At 70.8% G+C, this 14,846-nt stretch carries 17 protein-coding genes and 1 pseudogene; 12 read left to right on the top strand and 6 right to left on the bottom strand.

Translation table 11 applies throughout. The annotated features are described in order from the left end of the window. The first annotated feature begins 175 nt into the window (after positions 1-175). Positions 176-466, top strand: coding sequence for a hypothetical protein (locus QK288_RS15735; RefSeq protein WP_281265206.1), 291 nt, complete (start codon positions 176-178; stop codon positions 464-466). Here the strand turns inward: QK288_RS15735 and QK288_RS15730 are convergent. Further along, the gene (locus QK288_RS15730; RefSeq protein WP_281265205.1) at positions 426-947 is read right to left on the bottom strand and encodes an MSMEG_6728 family protein; all 522 of its coding nucleotides are present in this window, start codon (positions 945-947) and stop codon (positions 426-428) included. The genes QK288_RS15735 and QK288_RS15730 overlap by 41 nt on opposite strands. An 85-nt stretch (positions 948-1,032) precedes the next feature. Here QK288_RS15730 and QK288_RS15725 point away from each other — a divergent pair, with 85 nt between their 5' ends. Beyond that, a complete protein-coding gene (locus QK288_RS15725; protein WP_281265204.1) occupies positions 1,033-1,629 on the top strand; it encodes an NAD(P)H-dependent oxidoreductase in 597 nt (198 codons plus the stop codon). A 100-nt stretch (positions 1,630-1,729) separates the two neighbouring features. Here QK288_RS15725 and aroQ read toward each other — a convergent pair whose 3' ends face one another. Beyond that, a complete protein-coding gene (gene aroQ, locus QK288_RS15720; RefSeq protein ID WP_281265203.1) occupies positions 1,730-2,173 on the bottom strand; it encodes a type II 3-dehydroquinate dehydratase in 444 nt (147 codons plus the stop codon). A gap of 188 nt (positions 2,174-2,361) precedes the next feature. Here aroQ and QK288_RS15715 point away from each other — a divergent pair, with 188 nt between their 5' ends. From QK288_RS15715 to QK288_RS15700, 4 genes are all read left to right on the top strand, one after another. After that, positions 2,362-4,032 (top strand): sodium:solute symporter family protein, encoded by a 1,671-nt coding sequence (locus QK288_RS15715; protein WP_281265202.1) that lies wholly within the window; start codon positions 2,362-2,364, stop codon positions 4,030-4,032. 20 nt (positions 4,033-4,052) lie between these two features. Continuing rightward, positions 4,053-4,382 (top strand): hypothetical protein, encoded by a 330-nt coding sequence (locus QK288_RS15710; RefSeq protein WP_281265201.1) that lies wholly within the window; start codon positions 4,053-4,055, stop codon positions 4,380-4,382. Between the two features lie 253 nt (positions 4,383-4,635). After that, positions 4,636-5,052: a VOC family protein gene (locus QK288_RS15705; RefSeq protein WP_281265200.1), complete on the top strand. Its 417-nt coding sequence runs from the start codon at positions 4,636-4,638 to the stop codon at positions 5,050-5,052. 25 nt (positions 5,053-5,077) lie between these two features. Beyond that, on the top strand, positions 5,078-6,058 hold the full coding sequence (locus tag QK288_RS15700; protein WP_281265199.1) for a type II CAAX endopeptidase family protein: 981 nt from the start codon (positions 5,078-5,080) through the stop codon (positions 6,056-6,058). Here QK288_RS15700 and QK288_RS15695 read toward each other — a convergent pair whose 3' ends face one another. After that, positions 6,059-7,150, bottom strand: a complete 1,092-nt coding sequence (locus QK288_RS15695; protein ID WP_281265198.1) for a cellulase family glycosylhydrolase — start codon at positions 7,148-7,150, stop codon at positions 6,059-6,061. A 252-nt stretch (positions 7,151-7,402) separates the two neighbouring features. On the opposite strand from QK288_RS15695, the pseudogene QK288_RS15690 reads away from it, so the two are divergent. The 3 genes and pseudogenes from QK288_RS15690 to QK288_RS15680 all read left to right on the top strand — a co-directional run bounded on the left by QK288_RS15690 (position 7,403) and on the right by QK288_RS15680 (position 11,139). After that, positions 7,403-9,333, top strand: a pseudogene (locus QK288_RS15690) (copper-translocating P-type ATPase). Between the two features lie 330 nt (positions 9,334-9,663). Beyond that, the gene (locus tag QK288_RS15685) at positions 9,664-10,254 is read left to right on the top strand and encodes a DNA-3-methyladenine glycosylase I (protein ID WP_281265197.1); all 591 of its coding nucleotides are present in this window, start codon (positions 9,664-9,666) and stop codon (positions 10,252-10,254) included. A gap of 72 nt (positions 10,255-10,326) precedes the next feature. After that, on the top strand, positions 10,327-11,139 hold the full coding sequence (locus QK288_RS15680) for a DJ-1/PfpI family protein (RefSeq protein WP_281265196.1): 813 nt from the start codon (positions 10,327-10,329) through the stop codon (positions 11,137-11,139). Here QK288_RS15680 and QK288_RS15675 read toward each other — a convergent pair. Then, positions 11,132-11,602 (bottom strand): GNAT family N-acetyltransferase, encoded by a 471-nt coding sequence (locus QK288_RS15675; RefSeq protein ID WP_281265195.1) that lies wholly within the window; start codon positions 11,600-11,602, stop codon positions 11,132-11,134. The genes QK288_RS15680 and QK288_RS15675 overlap by 8 nt on opposite strands. After that, on the bottom strand, positions 11,599-12,375 hold the full coding sequence (locus tag QK288_RS15670; protein ID WP_281265194.1) for a LysR family transcriptional regulator substrate-binding protein: 777 nt from the start codon (positions 12,373-12,375) through the stop codon (positions 11,599-11,601). The genes QK288_RS15675 and QK288_RS15670 overlap by 4 nt, the downstream gene beginning before the upstream one ends. A 33-nt stretch (positions 12,376-12,408) precedes the next feature. Here QK288_RS15670 and QK288_RS15665 point away from each other — a divergent pair, with 33 nt between their 5' ends. Genes QK288_RS15665 through QK288_RS15655 form a run of 3 tightly spaced genes read left to right on the top strand, consistent with a single transcriptional unit; the run spans position 12,409 to position 13,909 of the window. Beyond that, complete coding sequence (locus tag QK288_RS15665; protein ID WP_281265193.1) at positions 12,409-12,795, top strand: DUF5997 family protein; 387 nt, start codon at positions 12,409-12,411, stop codon at positions 12,793-12,795. 19 nt (positions 12,796-12,814) lie between these two features. Then, positions 12,815-13,321: a hypothetical protein gene (locus QK288_RS15660; protein ID WP_281265192.1), complete on the top strand. Its 507-nt coding sequence runs from the start codon at positions 12,815-12,817 to the stop codon at positions 13,319-13,321. Between the two features lie 60 nt (positions 13,322-13,381). Next, complete coding sequence (locus QK288_RS15655) at positions 13,382-13,909, top strand: Lrp/AsnC family transcriptional regulator (protein ID WP_281265191.1); 528 nt, start codon at positions 13,382-13,384, stop codon at positions 13,907-13,909. A gap of 29 nt (positions 13,910-13,938) precedes the next feature. On the opposite strand, the gene QK288_RS15650 is transcribed toward QK288_RS15655, so the two are convergent. Beyond that, complete coding sequence (locus QK288_RS15650; protein ID WP_281265190.1) at positions 13,939-14,370, bottom strand: GNAT family N-acetyltransferase; 432 nt, start codon at positions 14,368-14,370, stop codon at positions 13,939-13,941. Between the last annotated feature and the right edge of the window lie 476 nt (positions 14,371-14,846).

The following is a 14,846-nucleotide window of genomic DNA, read 5'->3' as shown; positions in this document are numbered from 1 at the left end:
CTCTGTGAAGGAAGCGTCCGGAGCGGGCCACGACATCCCCTGTCGTCGTGCCCCGCAGCACCCGGAGCCCCGCCACGGATCGCGGGACGTCATCCCTGTACGACGTCCCCGGATCCCCTCCGTCCGTGGCGGGACCGGGTGCGTCCCTGGCGGGGATGATCGCTAGCGTTGGCCTGTGCCCTCGTACCGTGTGACCCTCGCCGTCGGTGCCCTGGCGCCCGGTGTCGCCCCCGACGCCGTGCTCCCGGCTGCCGCTCGCCTCGTCGCCGAGCAGGTCGTCGTCGAAGCGCAGGACGTCCGGCTGATCCGGGGTGTCCCGTGCGCGGTCGTCCGCTACGAGGCGGGTGACGACGAGGTCGCGATCGCGGTCGCCCGGCTCGCGGTCGCCGGCCTGCGGGACACGGTGGAGATCCGCTCCGACCGGGTCACGCGCCGTGACGGCGGGACGTGGACCCCGATCGCGTAGGACTCCCCGCAACGCTCCCCGCTCGCGTCGCCTTCGCCGACGGGACCGGCCAGACGTAGTCGAGGTCGTCGGGGACGTCGGGGAAGAGCGGCAGGTAGTGCTCCCGGTCCTTCTGCACGAGCTTCGACCGGTGCGATCGGTGCACGGCCTCGTCGTCGTTCCACGGTGGTACCTCGTAGTCGCCGCGTTCGTACGCGTCGAGGTCATCGGGGGAGCGGCCGAGGTCGGCCAGGGTCTTCGCGAGACACGTGTCGACGTGCCCGCGGTCGAGCCAGACGGCGCAGACGGCGTCCTGGTACGCCATCAGCGCCGGCCGGTACCCGCGCCACATCGCCACGACGGGGTGGTGCTGCCACCCGTAGTCCGGCAGGGTCAGGGCCCGCATCACCTGCAGCGTCTCGACGCGCTGTTTCCCGAGCCGCCGGTCGTCGAGGGACTCGGCCGATGCGTGGAAGTCCGCGAACGGCAGGAACGTCTGCATGCGGCGAACGGTACGCGGGCTGCCTGGGGCGACACATGTCGTCACAACCGTGCGGGCTCCCCGGGTGCGTGTGAGCATCGAACGCATGAGCGGAGAACTCGTCGTCGGCGTCAGCGGCAGCCCATCTGACCCGTCGCGCACCTCGACCCTGGTCGCCGCCACGGTCGCGCGACTCGGTGAGGAGATCGAGGACGCGCGCACCCTGACCGTGGAGATCGGGCCGCTGCTCGCCGACCTCGGGGCAGCGTCCGACCGTTCGGCGATGTCCCCGACCACGGTCGCCGCACTCGAAGCCGTGGAAGCGGCCGACGTGCTCGTCGTCGGCAGTCCGGCGTTCCGTGCCGCGTACTCCGGCGCCTTCAAGCTTTTCTTCGACTGGATCGGGCAGTACGACCTCGTCGACACCCCGGTCCTCCTCACCGCGACGGGCGGGAGCGACCGGCACGCACTGCTCGTCGAGCACCAGATGCGTCCGCTGTTCGGCTTCTTCCAGTCCACGACGCTCCCGATCGGGGTGTTCGGCAACGAGCGGGACTTCACCAAGCGCGAGGGCGGCTACGACATCTCGAACATCGACCTCGAGCTCCGCATCGACCAGGCCGTCCGCCGGGCGCTGCCGATCATCCGCGGCGGCTTCGTCACGGCAGCGGCGACGGACGTCCCCCGCCCCGCCGACTTCTAGCCGCGCACCGGCACCGGTGTGAGACGCCGCCCTCCGGCCGAGACGCCGCCGGATTGTGCGGCGTCTCGCGCAGAGTGAGGTGTCTCGACCCGACCGAGGGTCAGTTCAGCAGTGACGCGACGTGTGCGACCGCCAGGCGGTAGCCGTCGGCGCCCGCACCGGCGATCACCGCTGTGGCCGCCGTGGCGACGTGGTCGACATGGCGGAACGACTCGCGCTTCCACGTGTTCGAGATGTGCACCTCGACGACCGGGACCGAGAGCGCCTCGACGGCGTCGTGCAGCGCGACCGAGGTGTGCGCGTACGCCGCGGGGTTGATGACGACGCCGACGAAGTCGTCGAGCGCCTCGTGCAGCCACTCGACGAGCTCGCCCTCGCGGTTGGTCTGCCGGAAGTCCGCCTCGAGATCGTGGACCGCTGCCTCGGTGTGCACGATCGCCTCGATCTCGGCGAGTGTCACGGCGCCGTACTGTTCCGGGTCGCGTCGGCCGAGGATGTCGAGGTTCGGGCCGTTGAGGACGAGGATGCGCGGCTGCTCGGTCATGTCCGAAGCCTACCGAGGGGGATTCCGTCGTCCCCCGGTTCGCCTGACACATGTCATGGCTATGTGAACGGTCACAATAGGCCACCGCGCGGATCGGCGCAAAAGTTACAAAACGGTACTACCCGGGTAACGTCCCCCGATGGATCTGCGCAGACGCGGATCACAGCACATCGACGTGGAGTCAATACATGGTTCTCGCTGCAGCGAACAACGGGATCCAGCTCAACCTGGGCTGGGTCGACTACCTGATGATCATCGTGTACTTCGCGGTGGTCATCGGGATCGGGTTCACCGCCCGGAAACAGGTCAGGACGAGCATGGACTTCTTCCTGTCCGGCCGCTCGATGCCCGCCTGGATCACCGGTCTGGCGTTCGTGTCCGCCAACCTCGGCGCGACCGAGATCCTCGGCATGGCCGCCAACGGTGCCCAGATCGGCATGGCGACCCTGCACTACTACCTCGTCGGTGCCGTGCCGGCGATGGTGTTCCTCGGGCTCGTGATGATGCCGTTCTACTACGGCTCCAAGGTCCGGTCGGTGCCGGAGTTCATGCTCCGTCGCTTCGGCAAGGCACCGCACCTGGTGAACTCGATCGCGTTCGCGGTGTCGAACGTCCTGATCGCGGGCATCAACCTCTACGCGATGGCGATCGTCATCGAGGCGATGCTCGGCTGGCCGGAGTGGCTCGCCATCATCGTCTCCGCCGGCTTCGTGCTGGCGTACATCACCCTCGGTGGGCTCTCGAGCGCGATCTACAACGAGGTCATGCAGTTCTTCGTGATCATCGCCGGGCTCGTCCCGCTGACGATCGTCGGCCTGCACCGCGTCGGCGGCTGGAGCGGCCTCAAGTCCGCGATCATCGAGACACAGGGCGTGCAGCACCTGCAGGCGTGGGCCGGCACCGGCTTCGGTGACGTGACCAACCCGATCGGCGCCAACTGGCTCGCCATCGTCCTGGGCCTCGGCTTCGTGCTCGGCTTCGGCTACTGGACGACGAACTTCACCGAGGTGCAGCGCGCGTTCTCGGCGAAGAACATGTCCGCAGCCCGCCGCACCCCGCTCATCGCCGCGATCCCGAAGCTCTTCATCCCCTTCATCGTCGTCATCCCCGGCCTCATCGCCGCGGCGGTCGTCGGCAACCAGTTCGCCGACGGCACGCTGACGTACAACGACGCGATCCCGAAGCTCATCCAGATGTACCTGCCGACCGGCGTCCTCGGCGTCGCGGTGACGGGGCTCCTCGCGAGCTTCATGGCCGGCATGGCGGCGAACGTGTCGTCGTTCAACACGGTCTTCACCTACGACATCTGGCAGCGCTACATCAAGCCGAACATGCCGGACGTGCACTACCTGAAGACCGGTCGCTGGGTCACCGTCGTCGGCGTCCTCGTCGGCATCGCCACCGCGTTCATCGCCGCCCAGGCGGGGAACATCATGACCTACATGCAGACGCTGTTCTCGTTCTTCAACGCGCCGCTGTTCGCCGTGTTCATCCTCGGTCTGCTCTGGAAGCGGATGACCACCCAGGGCGCGCTGTGGGGCTACATCCTCGGCATCGTGACCCCGACGGTCACCTGGATCGCGTACCTGGTCAACCCGAAGCTGTTCGCCACCGGGACCGCCGAGACGCTGTACGGCGCGATCATCTCGTTCGTCACGGTGCTCGTCGTCGGGTTCGTCGTGTCGATGTTCACCAAGCCCAAGGCCGAGAAGGACCTCGGCGGCCTGGTCTACGGCGTCGGCAAGATCGACATGCACGGTGACGCCGTCGCGACCGACACCGCCTGGTACCGCTCGCCGGCGCTCCTCGGCACGATAGCCCTCGTGCTCTGCGTCGTCCTCTACCTGCCGTTCCTCTGATCCGAAGGAGATCACCGCTCATGAGTGACACCACCACCTCGATGACGGACGAGCAGAAGGCCGCGCTCGTCCGCTCCACCCGCCGCCTCGACCTGCGCCGCATCCTCGGCGGCCTCTTCGTCCTCTACGGCATCATCACGACGATCGTCGGGATCGTGCACTGGGACACCGACCCGGAGAAGACCGGCGGCATCCACATCAACCTCTGGGTCGGGCTCTCGATGCTCGCCGGCGGGCTCCTCTTCTTCCTCTGGGACCGGCTCGCGCCCGTCCCGGCGGAGGACATCATCGGCCAGGCCGAGGCGGAGGCGCACCAGAAGGCAGCAGGCGAGGGCCGCGAGCTCGCCTGAGCGATCGGTCGGCCGTTGAGCGATCGGCCGGCCGCTGACCCGGCTCGACTCGGAACGACGAAGTCGCTGTCGTACGACAGCGACTTCGTCGTACGGGCGCAACAGTGTGCGTCCGCAAGGAGCGACAGAGCGGTCGTCGTACGACCGCGACGTTGTCGCTTCGGAGCGGACGGGAGGCTCGGGTCGGGTCCGGCAGCGATGGTTGCGACACGAAACGGTTGCGGTGCGCACACAGGAGGGCCAGGTTGGGTCCATGCCGACCATGGTCTTCATCAACCTGCCCGTCGCCGACCTCGACCGCTCGAAGGCCTTCTACGAGGCGCTCGGGTACTCCATCAATCCGATGTTCAGCGACGAGACCGCCGCGTGCGTCGTCGTCAGCGACACGATCTACCTCATGGTCCTGACCACGGCGAAGTTCGCCGAGTTCACCGACAAGGCGATCGCCGACCCCTCGACGATCGAGGTGATCAACTCCCTCAGCGCCGACTCGAAGGACGACGTGCACCGCATCGTCGACGCGGCCGTCGCAGCGGGGGGCACCGAGGACCGGCCGGAGATGGACCTCGGGTTCATGTACCAGCGGAGCTTCACCGACCCGGACGGCCACCGCTGGGAGTACGTGTGGATGGACCCGCAGGCCGCCGAGGACGGCCCACCCGCGGCGTGACGGTCGTGGCCGGTAGCATTCCGGCATGATCCACCAGGGGGAGCCCGCCGTCGACCGCAGTGTCCCGGGGTGGGCGACCACGCTCTTCGTCCTGCTCGCGCTCGGGGGAGCGTGGGCGGTGACGCTCCCGCTCTGGCTGTCCGGACGCGGGCTCGGGACGCCGTTCGCCACGCTGTTCATCGTCGGGATGATGTTCACGCCGCTGCTGTCTGCGGTCGTCGTCCTCGCGCTGCTCGGGCGACGGCGTCCGCGGCCGGTGCTGCGGTTCCTCGGGGTGTGGCCGCTCCGCCCGGTGCGTCGCACGATCTGGGTGACCGTGTTCGCGTACCTCGGCGGCGTGCTCTTCCCGGTCGCGGCGCTCGTCGTGGCGGTGCTCGCCGGCTGGTTCCCGATCGACCTCGCCGGCTTCTCCGGCTACCGGGACGTCCTCGCCGCGGCGGGGCTCCGCGAACTGCCGATGCCGATCGGACTGCTCGTCGCCCTGCAGCTGGCGCAGGTGCCCTTCGTCTCGGTGTTCAACGCGTTCGCCACGGTCGGTGAGGAGATCGGGTGGCGGGGCTTCCTCGTCCCGGCGCTCGAGCGGTACGGCACCTGGGTCGCGCTGGTCGGGTCCGGTGTCGTCTGGGGTGTCTGGCACGCGCCGATCATCCTGCTCGGCTACAACTTCGGCCGCACGGACTGGCTCGGCGTCGTCTTCATGGTCGTCGCGTGCGTGCTGCTCGGCATGGTCCTCGGGTGGCTCCGGCTCCGCACGGGATCGGTCTGGCCCGCCGTCTTCGCCCACGCGGGGGTGAACGGCGCCGCCGGCGTGGGAGCGGTGCTCGTCGCCTCGGGTGTCGACGTGTCCGACGTGGCGCGCAGTCCGCTCGGGTACGGCGGGTGGATCGTCCTCGCGCTCGTCGTCATCGTGCTCGTCGTGACCGGTGCGATCCGTCGCCGGGGTGCACTCGCGCCCACCCCGGCGACGACCGTCGCGGCCGCCGAGCCGATCCGCCCGGCCGACTGATCACACCGGGCGGCTGAGGAAGTACCGCCGGATTGCGTCACCGTACGGGGTCGGAGTGCCGTTCCAGTCGCTGATGAGCGCCGAACCGCCGTACTGTCCGCCGTCGGGGCAGCCGGTGGTGCCGAAGTTCCAGAACACGTACCCGTCACCGCCGTTCGCGTCCATCCATCGCATGAACGCCAGTGGCATGGTCGTCGAGCAGTCGTTCACGCCGATCTCCTCGGCGACCATCGGCATCCGCGCGGCGACCGGGGCGAAGTTCGCCGACCAGCACGAGGCCGTCACGCAGCCCTTGAAGTTGTAGAGGTGCTGCCCGGCGACGAGGGCCTTCGCCGGGTCCTTCGGCAGCGAGCGCAGCATCGGCGACATGTCGTGGCCCCAGTCGAGACCGTTGACGATGATCGGTTGCTTGGCGCCGGTGGCCCGGATCGTGTTCACCAGCTGCTGGTACCCGGCCGCCTGCCACCCCTCCGGCATCGTGCACCCGTTCAGCCAGCACGCCTCGGAGATGTCGTGGGGTTCGTTGAACGGCTCGTAGAGGACGGCGGGGCTCGAGGCGAACCGACTCGCGACCGAGGTCCAGAACGGCAACGAGAACGTCGTGTTCGCCATCTCCTTCTCCTGCTCGCCCCAGATCGCGACCGGGCCGGTGAAGTGCAGGTCGAGGATCGAACGGATCCCGTTCGCGGCCAGCCGGTCCACGTAGTCCTGCACTGCTGCGCGGTAGGGCTCGCCGGTCGACTGCGGTGCCCAGTCGATGCCGAGCCAGCAGTGCTCGTTGAGCGGGATCCGCACGGTGTTGACGTTCCACGAGCGGAGCAGGTCGATCGACGCTTGGTCGGTCGGGCCGGAGAAGATCCCGCCGCCCTGCTGGCAGTTGTACTCGGTGCCTGATCGGTTCACGCCGCGGAGCTTGACCGCCTTGCCGGCGGGGTCGACCATGACGTTCTTCGTGACGCGCAGTGCGGTGACCGGGGTCGCCGGGGTCGTCGCTGCGCCGGCGGTCGCCGCGGGGATCAGGGAGCCCGCGAGGACGGCGATGATCGTGCATCCGGCAGCCAGGGTGCGCCGGACGAGTTCGGGTCGTCTCATGCGGCAATGGTGCGCCCTCTCCGGCGCGACCGCCACCGGGTACCCCTAGGGGGTATGGTGGACGGCATGGACGAGCACCGCCACGGAACCACCGTCGACGAGCACGCGGACCACCAGGGACACGTGCACGACGACCACGCCCACCACGAGCACGACGAGCACGCCGGCCACGACCACCACGCGGACCACGGCGGAACCGCTGGGCACGGCGGGCACGACCACGGGCACGGCGGACACGGCGACCACGCGGCGATGTTCCGCGACCGCTTCTGGTGGAGCCTCGTCCTCGCGCTCCCGGTCGTGGCGTTCAGCACGATGTTCGCCGACATCCTCCACTATCCGCTTCCCGACGCGGCCTGGGCGAGCTGGGTCTCCCCGGTGCTCGGTACGGTCCTGTTCGTGTACGGCGGCTGGCCGTTCCTGACCGGCGGGTGGTCGGAGGCCAGGACGAAGCGGCCGGGCATGATGCTCCTGATCGGTATGGCAATCGTCGTGGCCTTCGTCGCGTCGTGGATCACGAGCCTCGGCCTGTTCGGGCTCGACCTCGACTTCTGGTGGGAGCTCGCGCTCCTCATCGTGATCATGCTGCTCGGGCACTGGATCGAGATGCGCGCCATGGGCGTCGCGTCGAGCGCCCTGGACGCGCTCGCGGCACTGCTGCCCGACGAGGCGGACGTGATCGACGACCAGGGCGACGTGTCCCAGGTGCCGGTGTCGAGCCTCCAGGTCGGCCAGACGGTCGTGGTCCGGCCAGGCGGCCGCGTCCCGGCGGACGGCGAGGTCGTCGACGGACGCGCGCAGGTCGACGAGTCGATGATCACGGGGGAGTCCGCGGCCGTCGAGCGGACCGCTGGTGACCGCGTCGTCGCGGGCACCGTGGCGACGGACAGCTCGATCCGCGTCCGGATCACCGCCACCGGCGACGACACCGCCCTGTCCGGCATCCAGCGGATGGTCGCCGAGGCACAGTCGTCGTCCTCGCGGACCCAGGTCCTGGCCGACCGTGCTGCGGCGCTCCTGTTCTCCTTCGCCACCGGGGCGGCGATCATCACCTTCGTGGTGTGGCTGCTCCTCGGCAGCCCGACCGAGGCGATCACCCGCACCGTCACCGTGCTGATCATCGCCTGCCCGCACGCCCTCGGTCTCGCGATCCCGCTCGTCGTCGCGATCTCCACCGAGCGCGCCGCGAAGGCCGGGATCCTCGTGAAGGACCGGCTCGCGCTCGAGGCGATGCGGAACGTCGACACCGTCGTGTTCGACAAGACCGGCACGCTGACGACCGGAGCTCCAGAGGTCGTCGACACCGTCGGGGACGACGCCGTCCTCGGTCTCGCCGCCGCTGCCGAGCGGGACAGCGAACACCCGGTGGCGCGCGCGATCGTCAGCGCGGCGAACGCCCGTGGCGTGCCCGTGCCCGACCGGGTGACCGACTCCGGGTCCGTCCCCGGCCGCGGGGTCAGCGCGGTCGTCGAGGGCCGACGTGTGGAGGTCGGCGGACCCGCGATGCTCCGCGAGAGCGGTGCGACCATGCCGTCCGCGTTCGAGTCCGCCGTCGACGGGTGGCGTGCCGACGGAGCGGCGGTCATCGTCGCGGTGGTCGACGGGACGGTACAGGCCGCCTTCGCCGTGCGCGACGCCGTCCGTCACGAGTCCGCCGAGGCCGTCCGTGCCCTGCACGACCGCGGGATCCGGGTGGCGATGGTCACCGGCGACGCCCAGCAGGTGGCCGATGCGGTCGCGCGGGAGCTCGGCATCGACGAGGTCCGCGCCGAGGTGTTGCCAGAGGACAAGGACGGCGAGGTCGCACGGCTGCAGGAGTCCGGCGCCGTGGTCGCGATGGTCGGTGACGGTGTGAACGACGCCCCGGCGCTGGCGCGTGCCGACGTCGGGATCGCGATCGGCGCGGGGACCGACGTCGCGGTGCAGAGTGCCGGCGTCGTGCTCGCGTCGAACGACCCGCGTCGGGTGCTCACCGTGATCGACCTGTCGCGTGCGACCTACCGGAAGATGGTGCAGAACCTCGTGTGGGCCACCGGGTACAACGTGCTCTCGGTGCCGCTCGCGGCCGGGGTGCTCGCGGGGTCGGGTTCGTGCTGTCCCCGGCGGTCGGCGCGGTGCTGATGAGCCTGTCGACCGTGATCGTCAGCCTGAACGCCCAGCTCCTCCGTCGCTTCCGCGCCTGACGCGCGGTGCCGGCCGGGGTCGCCGGCCGGCGGCGCCCGCCCGTGGCGCCCGCTCCGCGTCGCCCGGCCGCGTCTCCCGCCCGGGCAGATGGTCGAGTGGTCACAACACCCCGGCGGGGGTCCGCCGAGGGGTCACTATCTGTCGGATCCAGCGCGCTCGAGCGACCTTTCGAGGCCGCTCGGCAGCACTGAGCGGGGTGTCGTGACCGGTCGACGACCGGGCGACGGGCGGATGCGCGGACGGGAGGCTCGGTTCGGGTCCCGCAGGTCAGCTCCCGCATCACGAGTGGGGAGGACGATGACGTCGGTGCGGTCCGCCAGGATGGGGGCGTGACTGATCTGGTGACCGGGGACGACGGACTCGCCCGCCCGGTGTGGGCCTCGACCGACCCGATGCTGCGCGACTACTACGACACCGAGTGGGGCATGCCCGTGCGGGACGAGCGCGGCGTGTTCGAGCGGCTCTCGCTCGAGGCGTTCCAGTCCGGCCTCTCGTGGCGCACGATCCTCGCGAAGCGACCGGCGTTCCGCGCCGCCTTCGCGGACTTCGACGCCGACGTGGTCGCGGGCTTCGGTGAAGCGGACGTCGCCCGACTGATGGCGGACGCCGGCATCGTCCGGAACCGGGCGAAGATCCTCGCGACGATCACCAACGCGAACGCCACGGTGGCTCTGCGGGAGGACGGCGGACTGGCGGACTTCGTGTGGTCCTTCCGCCCCGACCGGACTCCGGAGCCGATCACGTACGCCGACGTCCCCACGAAGAGCGACGAGTCGCTCGCACTGTCGAAGGCGCTGCGGAAGCGCGGGTTCGCCTTCGTCGGTCCGACGACGATGTACGCGCTGATGGAGGCGCTCGGCATCGTCGACACGCACCTGGTCGGCAGTCACCGGCGGGGCACCTCGGGCGTCTGGGCCTGAGCCGTTCGACGGCGGCTGCCCGGGCGGACGCAGCCCGGGCGGACACGACCCCGCGGGGCTAGGGTCGCGGGCATGACGCACGAGCACCCGAACCCCCGGGTCACGCCGATCACCCCCGTCGACGCGGTGCACGTCGACGTGCCGGTCGACGTCGAGGTCCCCGCCTCCGATCCCGTCGAGGACGACGTGACCACCCCGGAGCACGACCCGTCGGAGATCCGGATCGCGTTCCTGCTGTTCCCGGACCTCACACAGCTCGACCTCACCGGACCGGCGCAGGTCCTCAGTCGCGTGCCCGGCGCCCGGATCGAGTACGTCGCCGCCACGCTCGACCCGGTGCCGAGCGACTGCGGGCTGTCCCTCGTCCCCACCGTGACGATCGCCGACGCCGCTCCGGCGGACGTCCTCGTGGTCCCCGGTGGCGACGGTGCGTTCGACGCGATGCTCGACCCCGAGATCGTCGGGTTCGTCCGACGGGAGGCCGAACGCGCCACGTGGGTCACCTCGGTGTGCACCGGCGCGTTCGTCCTCGGTGCCGCCGGGCTCCTCGCCGGCAAGCGGGCGACGACGCACTGGGCCTCGAAGCCGATGCTCGCCGCGTTCGGCGCGACGCCGGTGGACGAACGGGTGGTCGACGACGGGTCGATCGTCACCGCGGCCGGGGTGAGCGCCGGCATCGACATGGCCCTGTGGTTCGCGTCCGAGCTCGCCGGTCAGCCGGTCGCCGAGCGCATCCAGCTGCAGATCGAGTACGACCCGCAGCCGCCCTTCGACGCCGGGTCGGCGGATCGGGCGGACGCGCGCGTCGTCGCCGAGGCGCGTGCAGCCGCCGAGGAGTCCCGCGGCGAACGCGTCGCACGGGCGGCAGCGGCCGTGATCAGGTGAGCGGCAGCTTCATCTGCATCGCGGTGACGCCGTACCCGAGCCGCTCGTAGAGCTCCTTGGCGCCAGCGTTGTAGCCGAACACGTTCAGCCCGATGCTCGTCGCACCCTCGTCCTTCGCGACGGCGTGCCCGAGGTCGAGCGCCCGGCGGGCGTGGCCCTTCCGGCGGTGCGCCTCGTCGATCTCCACGTTGAACACCCACCAGTCGGCACTGCCCGGCTCGAACGGCCCGATCCACAGGTACCCGACGACGGTGTCGTCGCCGTCGAGCACGTCCCACACGTGGTGCCCGGCGAGCGGCTGGCCACCGGGGAACCACTGGTCGAGCGACTTCTGCTTGTTGGCCTCGGCCTGCTCGCGGGTCTCGCCGGCCTGCATGCGCGATTCGACGTACTCCGCCATCGTCGCGTCCAGCCAGGCCGGGAGGCTCGTGGCCGGCATCGTCTGCAGGCGCGTGTCCGTCATCGGTTGCCCTTCGAGCCACGGCTGGGTTTGCCCCGCATCCGCCCGCGACCGGGCTTCGGGGCCTTGCCGCTGTTCGAGCCCTTGCCGCTGCCGGACTTGGCGCCGCCTGGCGACTTCGCCTTGGCCTTGCCGCCGGCGGCGTCCTTGCCACCCGCAGTGGCCTTGGAGCCGCCACGGGACGGACGTGCGTCGGCGTCGCCGGCGCGATCCGGGCCTCCCGGCTGGTCCGGCTGGCTCCGGGAACTGTTGGCGGTCCGCCCTCGGACCACGCCGATGAACTCCTCGGTGAGCTCCGAGGCGTCCTCGTCCCGCCACACGAGCGCGATCCGCGTGCCGGGAGAGTCGACGAGTGCGCGAGCGATGAGGTCCTTGCGGCTGGCCTTGCGGAAGAGGGACTGTGGAAGGACGACGACGCCGACGTTCGCCTCGACGAGGTCGAGCGCGCCGTCGACGTCAGCCGGCACCGGACCGGCGTCGATGACGTGCACGGCGTCGAGGTCGGCCTGGGTGATCTCGGACGAGTCCGCGAGCGTGGAGTCCTTCGGTGTCGCCACGACCGCGGTCTCGGTCCAGAGCGGGATCGCGTTGTGGACGTCCGAGACGGGCATCCTGGCGAAGACCATGTCGACGTCGTCGGCCAGTGCCGCGTCGACGTCGGACGAGCCGATCGGACGGAGCCGGAGCTCCACGGACGGGAAGCGATCACGCCACACGCGTGCCCACTTGGCCGGGGACACCCCTGGCACGAAGGCGATGGTGAGTGCCGCGGTCATGCAACCGAGCATAGGGGCCGTACCCTTGACACCATGGCGCAGGAACAGACGATGAAGCCCGAGACGGCTGCGAAGAAGCTCGGCATCCTGCTGTCGGCCGCTCCGGAGTCCTTCCGCGACGCGCCCGTCACGCGGACCGCCTTCGAGGAACTCCGGACCGAGCCGCCGACGTGGCTCGAGGAACTCCGTCGCGACGGCCCGCACCCGCGTCCCGTCGTCGCGCAGAAGCTCGGCGTGTCGATCTCCGGTCTCGGCCGCTCCGGCATCGACGAGCCGCTGACGACCGCGCAGATCAAGGACCTCCTCGTCGAGAAGCCCGAGTGGCTCGTGCAGGAGCGTGCGACGCAGGCCGCCGTGCACGCCGAGAACGCCCGCGTGAAGCAGGACCGCGCCGCGCGCGCAGCTGCGAAGCAGGACTGACCTCCAGCCGGGACCACCAGTGCACGAGACCGTCGCCGACGCCATGCTCGTCGTGCCGCAGTTCGCCTCGGTGTGCTGCATCGTCGGGGACCGGTACCGTCCGCGCCCCGGCGTGATCGTGCCCGCCGCGGTCATGCTCGTCGCGATGGTGATGCCCGTCGTGCACGCCGGTGCGGTGTGGACGCTGCTCGCGGCGACGCTGCTGCTGCTCCTCGCGCCGCTGCCCGTGATGCGCCGTCGCCGGGCGGACGGGCGCCGGGCGGAGCCGATGGACGTGCACCGGGCGCTGTCGTCGGTCGTGATGGCGGGGATGCTCCTGATGGGTCACGCGACCGGGATCGCGGACGCGCACGCCGGACACGGGATCGCGCTGTCGGCGGTCCTCGGCGGCGGTGTGATCGGGTACTGCGCGTTCAGTGGCTGGCTCCTGCGGTACGAGTGGGCGCGCGACGACCGTCGGGCGGTGCGCAGCGGCGAGGTGTTCGCGATGACGGTCGCCGTGATCGGCATGACGCTGGCGATGTAGCGCGCCGCGCCCCCGCGCACCCTTCCCTCGATCGCCGTGAGCCCGCGTTACGGTGGTCCCGTGTCCGATCGCCCAGTCCGCCGACCCGACCCGGCCCCGCGCCTCGACGAGGTCGACGAGCGCATCCTCTGGACCCTCGCCGCCGATGCGCGGATCCCGAACAACCGGCTCGCCGCCGCGGTGGGCATCGCGCCGTCGACGTGTCTCGCGCGGGTCCGCGCCCTCGAGGACGCCGGGGTGATCCGCGGCTACCGGGCGGACGTCGACGTGGCGCGGCTCGGGTTCTCGATCGAGGCGATGGTCTCGGTCCGGGTGCACGCGGCAGCACGGCACGAGCTCCGGGACTTCGCGAAGCGCCTGCTCCGGGTGCCCGTCGTGCTCGACGTGTCGTTCCTCGCCGGGGACAAGGACTTCCTCGTGCACATCGCGTGCACGTCGACCGAACAGCTGCGGGACTTCGTCGCGGACGAGCTGAGCGGGGACCCGTCCGTCGCGACGACGCAGACGAACATCGTGTTCGAGCGCCTGGTCGCGGACCGGGAGCGCCAGGGGCGTTCGTACGACGAGCTCCGTCGCTGGCACGCCTGAGCCGGGGAGCCCGAACCTCGCGGCACGAGCTACCGCGTGCGGGTCATCGGGATGTGCGGGATGCCGTCCTCGTGGAACCGGTCCCCGGAGCGGACGAACCCGAACCGGCCGTACCACTGTTCGAGGTGCTCCTGGGCGTCGATCGACACGACGGGGGAGCGTGTCTCGGCGATCGCGGCCTCCATGAGCTCCGCGCCGAGGCCCTTGCCCCGAGCGGCCGCCGCGGTCGCCACACGACCGATGCGCTCGGTTCCGTCGGGCTCGCGCAGCAGGCGCAGCGTGGCGTCGACCGAGCCCTCGCCCGCCCAGAACTGGATCGTGCCCGGCTCGAGGTCGCGGCCGTCGATGTCCGGGTAGGCAGCGGCCTGCTCGACGACGAAGACGTCCTGGCGCAGCCGGAGGATCTCGTGCAGCGTGACGATGTCGAGGTTACGGGTGGGGGCGCTGAAGATCGAGGTCATGCCGAGCTGTTCCTGACGGTTCCTTGGGAAAGGGGGTGCGCGATCGCCCGATCAGGCGTACCGTGCCGGTCAACCACTCTACGTGCGCAGCCAGATCAGGAGGTGAGCGCATGGACAAGCCGTTGCGTGCACCCTGGCACGCTGCGATCCGGTACGCCCTCGTGGGCACCGGGGTGAGCGCCGCCGCCGTGCTGCTCTCGCTGACCTTCGGCGCGCACTCCGCGTCTGCCTCCACGGCGCCGCCCGCCCAGACGCAGTCGCAGTCGCAGCCGGGTCTCGTCGGCGGCCTCGTGCAGGGGCTCGGCGACACCGTGCACGGCGTCGCCGGTGGCGTCGGGCAGGCCCTCGGTGACGTCGTGGACCCCGTGCACCAGGCCGTCGCCCCCGCAGCCCCGGCCCCAGCCGCACCAGCCCCCGTAGCACCGGCACCCGCGCCAGCCCCGGCCGCGCCAGCCCCCGCAGCAGCGGCCCCGCGC

Source organism: Curtobacterium sp. 9128 (genome assembly GCF_900086645.1).
GTDB lineage: Bacteria > Actinomycetota > Actinomycetes > Actinomycetales > Microbacteriaceae > Curtobacterium.
The sequence above is the reverse complement of the archived record's forward strand: the minus strand, read 5'-3'. Positions and strand labels throughout refer to the sequence as shown.

Coding starts and splice junctions, on each gene's coding strand:
- QK288_RS15650 (WP_281265190.1), bottom strand. CDS start 14,370: ATGACCTCGATCTTCAGCGCCCCCACCCGTAACCTCGACATCGTCACG.
- QK288_RS15675 (WP_281265195.1), bottom strand. CDS start 11,602: ATGACGGACACGCGCCTGCAGACGATGCCGGCCACGAGCCTCCCGGCC.
- QK288_RS15695 (WP_281265198.1), bottom strand. CDS start 7,150: ATGAGACGACCCGAACTCGTCCGGCGCACCCTGGCTGCCGGATGCACG.
- QK288_RS15670 (WP_281265194.1), bottom strand. CDS start 12,375: ATGACCGCGGCACTCACCATCGCCTTCGTGCCAGGGGTGTCCCCGGCC.
- aroQ (WP_281265203.1), bottom strand. CDS start 2,173: ATGACCGAGCAGCCGCGCATCCTCGTCCTCAACGGCCCGAACCTCGAC.
- QK288_RS15705 (WP_281265200.1), top strand. CDS start 4,636: ATGCCGACCATGGTCTTCATCAACCTGCCCGTCGCCGACCTCGACCGC.
- QK288_RS15730 (WP_281265205.1), bottom strand. CDS start 947: ATGCAGACGTTCCTGCCGTTCGCGGACTTCCACGCATCGGCCGAGTCC.
- QK288_RS15700 (WP_281265199.1), top strand. CDS start 5,078: ATGATCCACCAGGGGGAGCCCGCCGTCGACCGCAGTGTCCCGGGGTGG.
- QK288_RS15680 (WP_281265196.1), top strand. CDS start 10,327: ATGACGCACGAGCACCCGAACCCCCGGGTCACGCCGATCACCCCCGTC.
- QK288_RS15710 (WP_281265201.1), top strand. CDS start 4,053: ATGAGTGACACCACCACCTCGATGACGGACGAGCAGAAGGCCGCGCTC.
- QK288_RS15665 (WP_281265193.1), top strand. CDS start 12,409: ATGGCGCAGGAACAGACGATGAAGCCCGAGACGGCTGCGAAGAAGCTC.
- QK288_RS15725 (WP_281265204.1), top strand. CDS start 1,033: ATGAGCGGAGAACTCGTCGTCGGCGTCAGCGGCAGCCCATCTGACCCG.
- QK288_RS15715 (WP_281265202.1), top strand. CDS start 2,362: ATGGTTCTCGCTGCAGCGAACAACGGGATCCAGCTCAACCTGGGCTGG.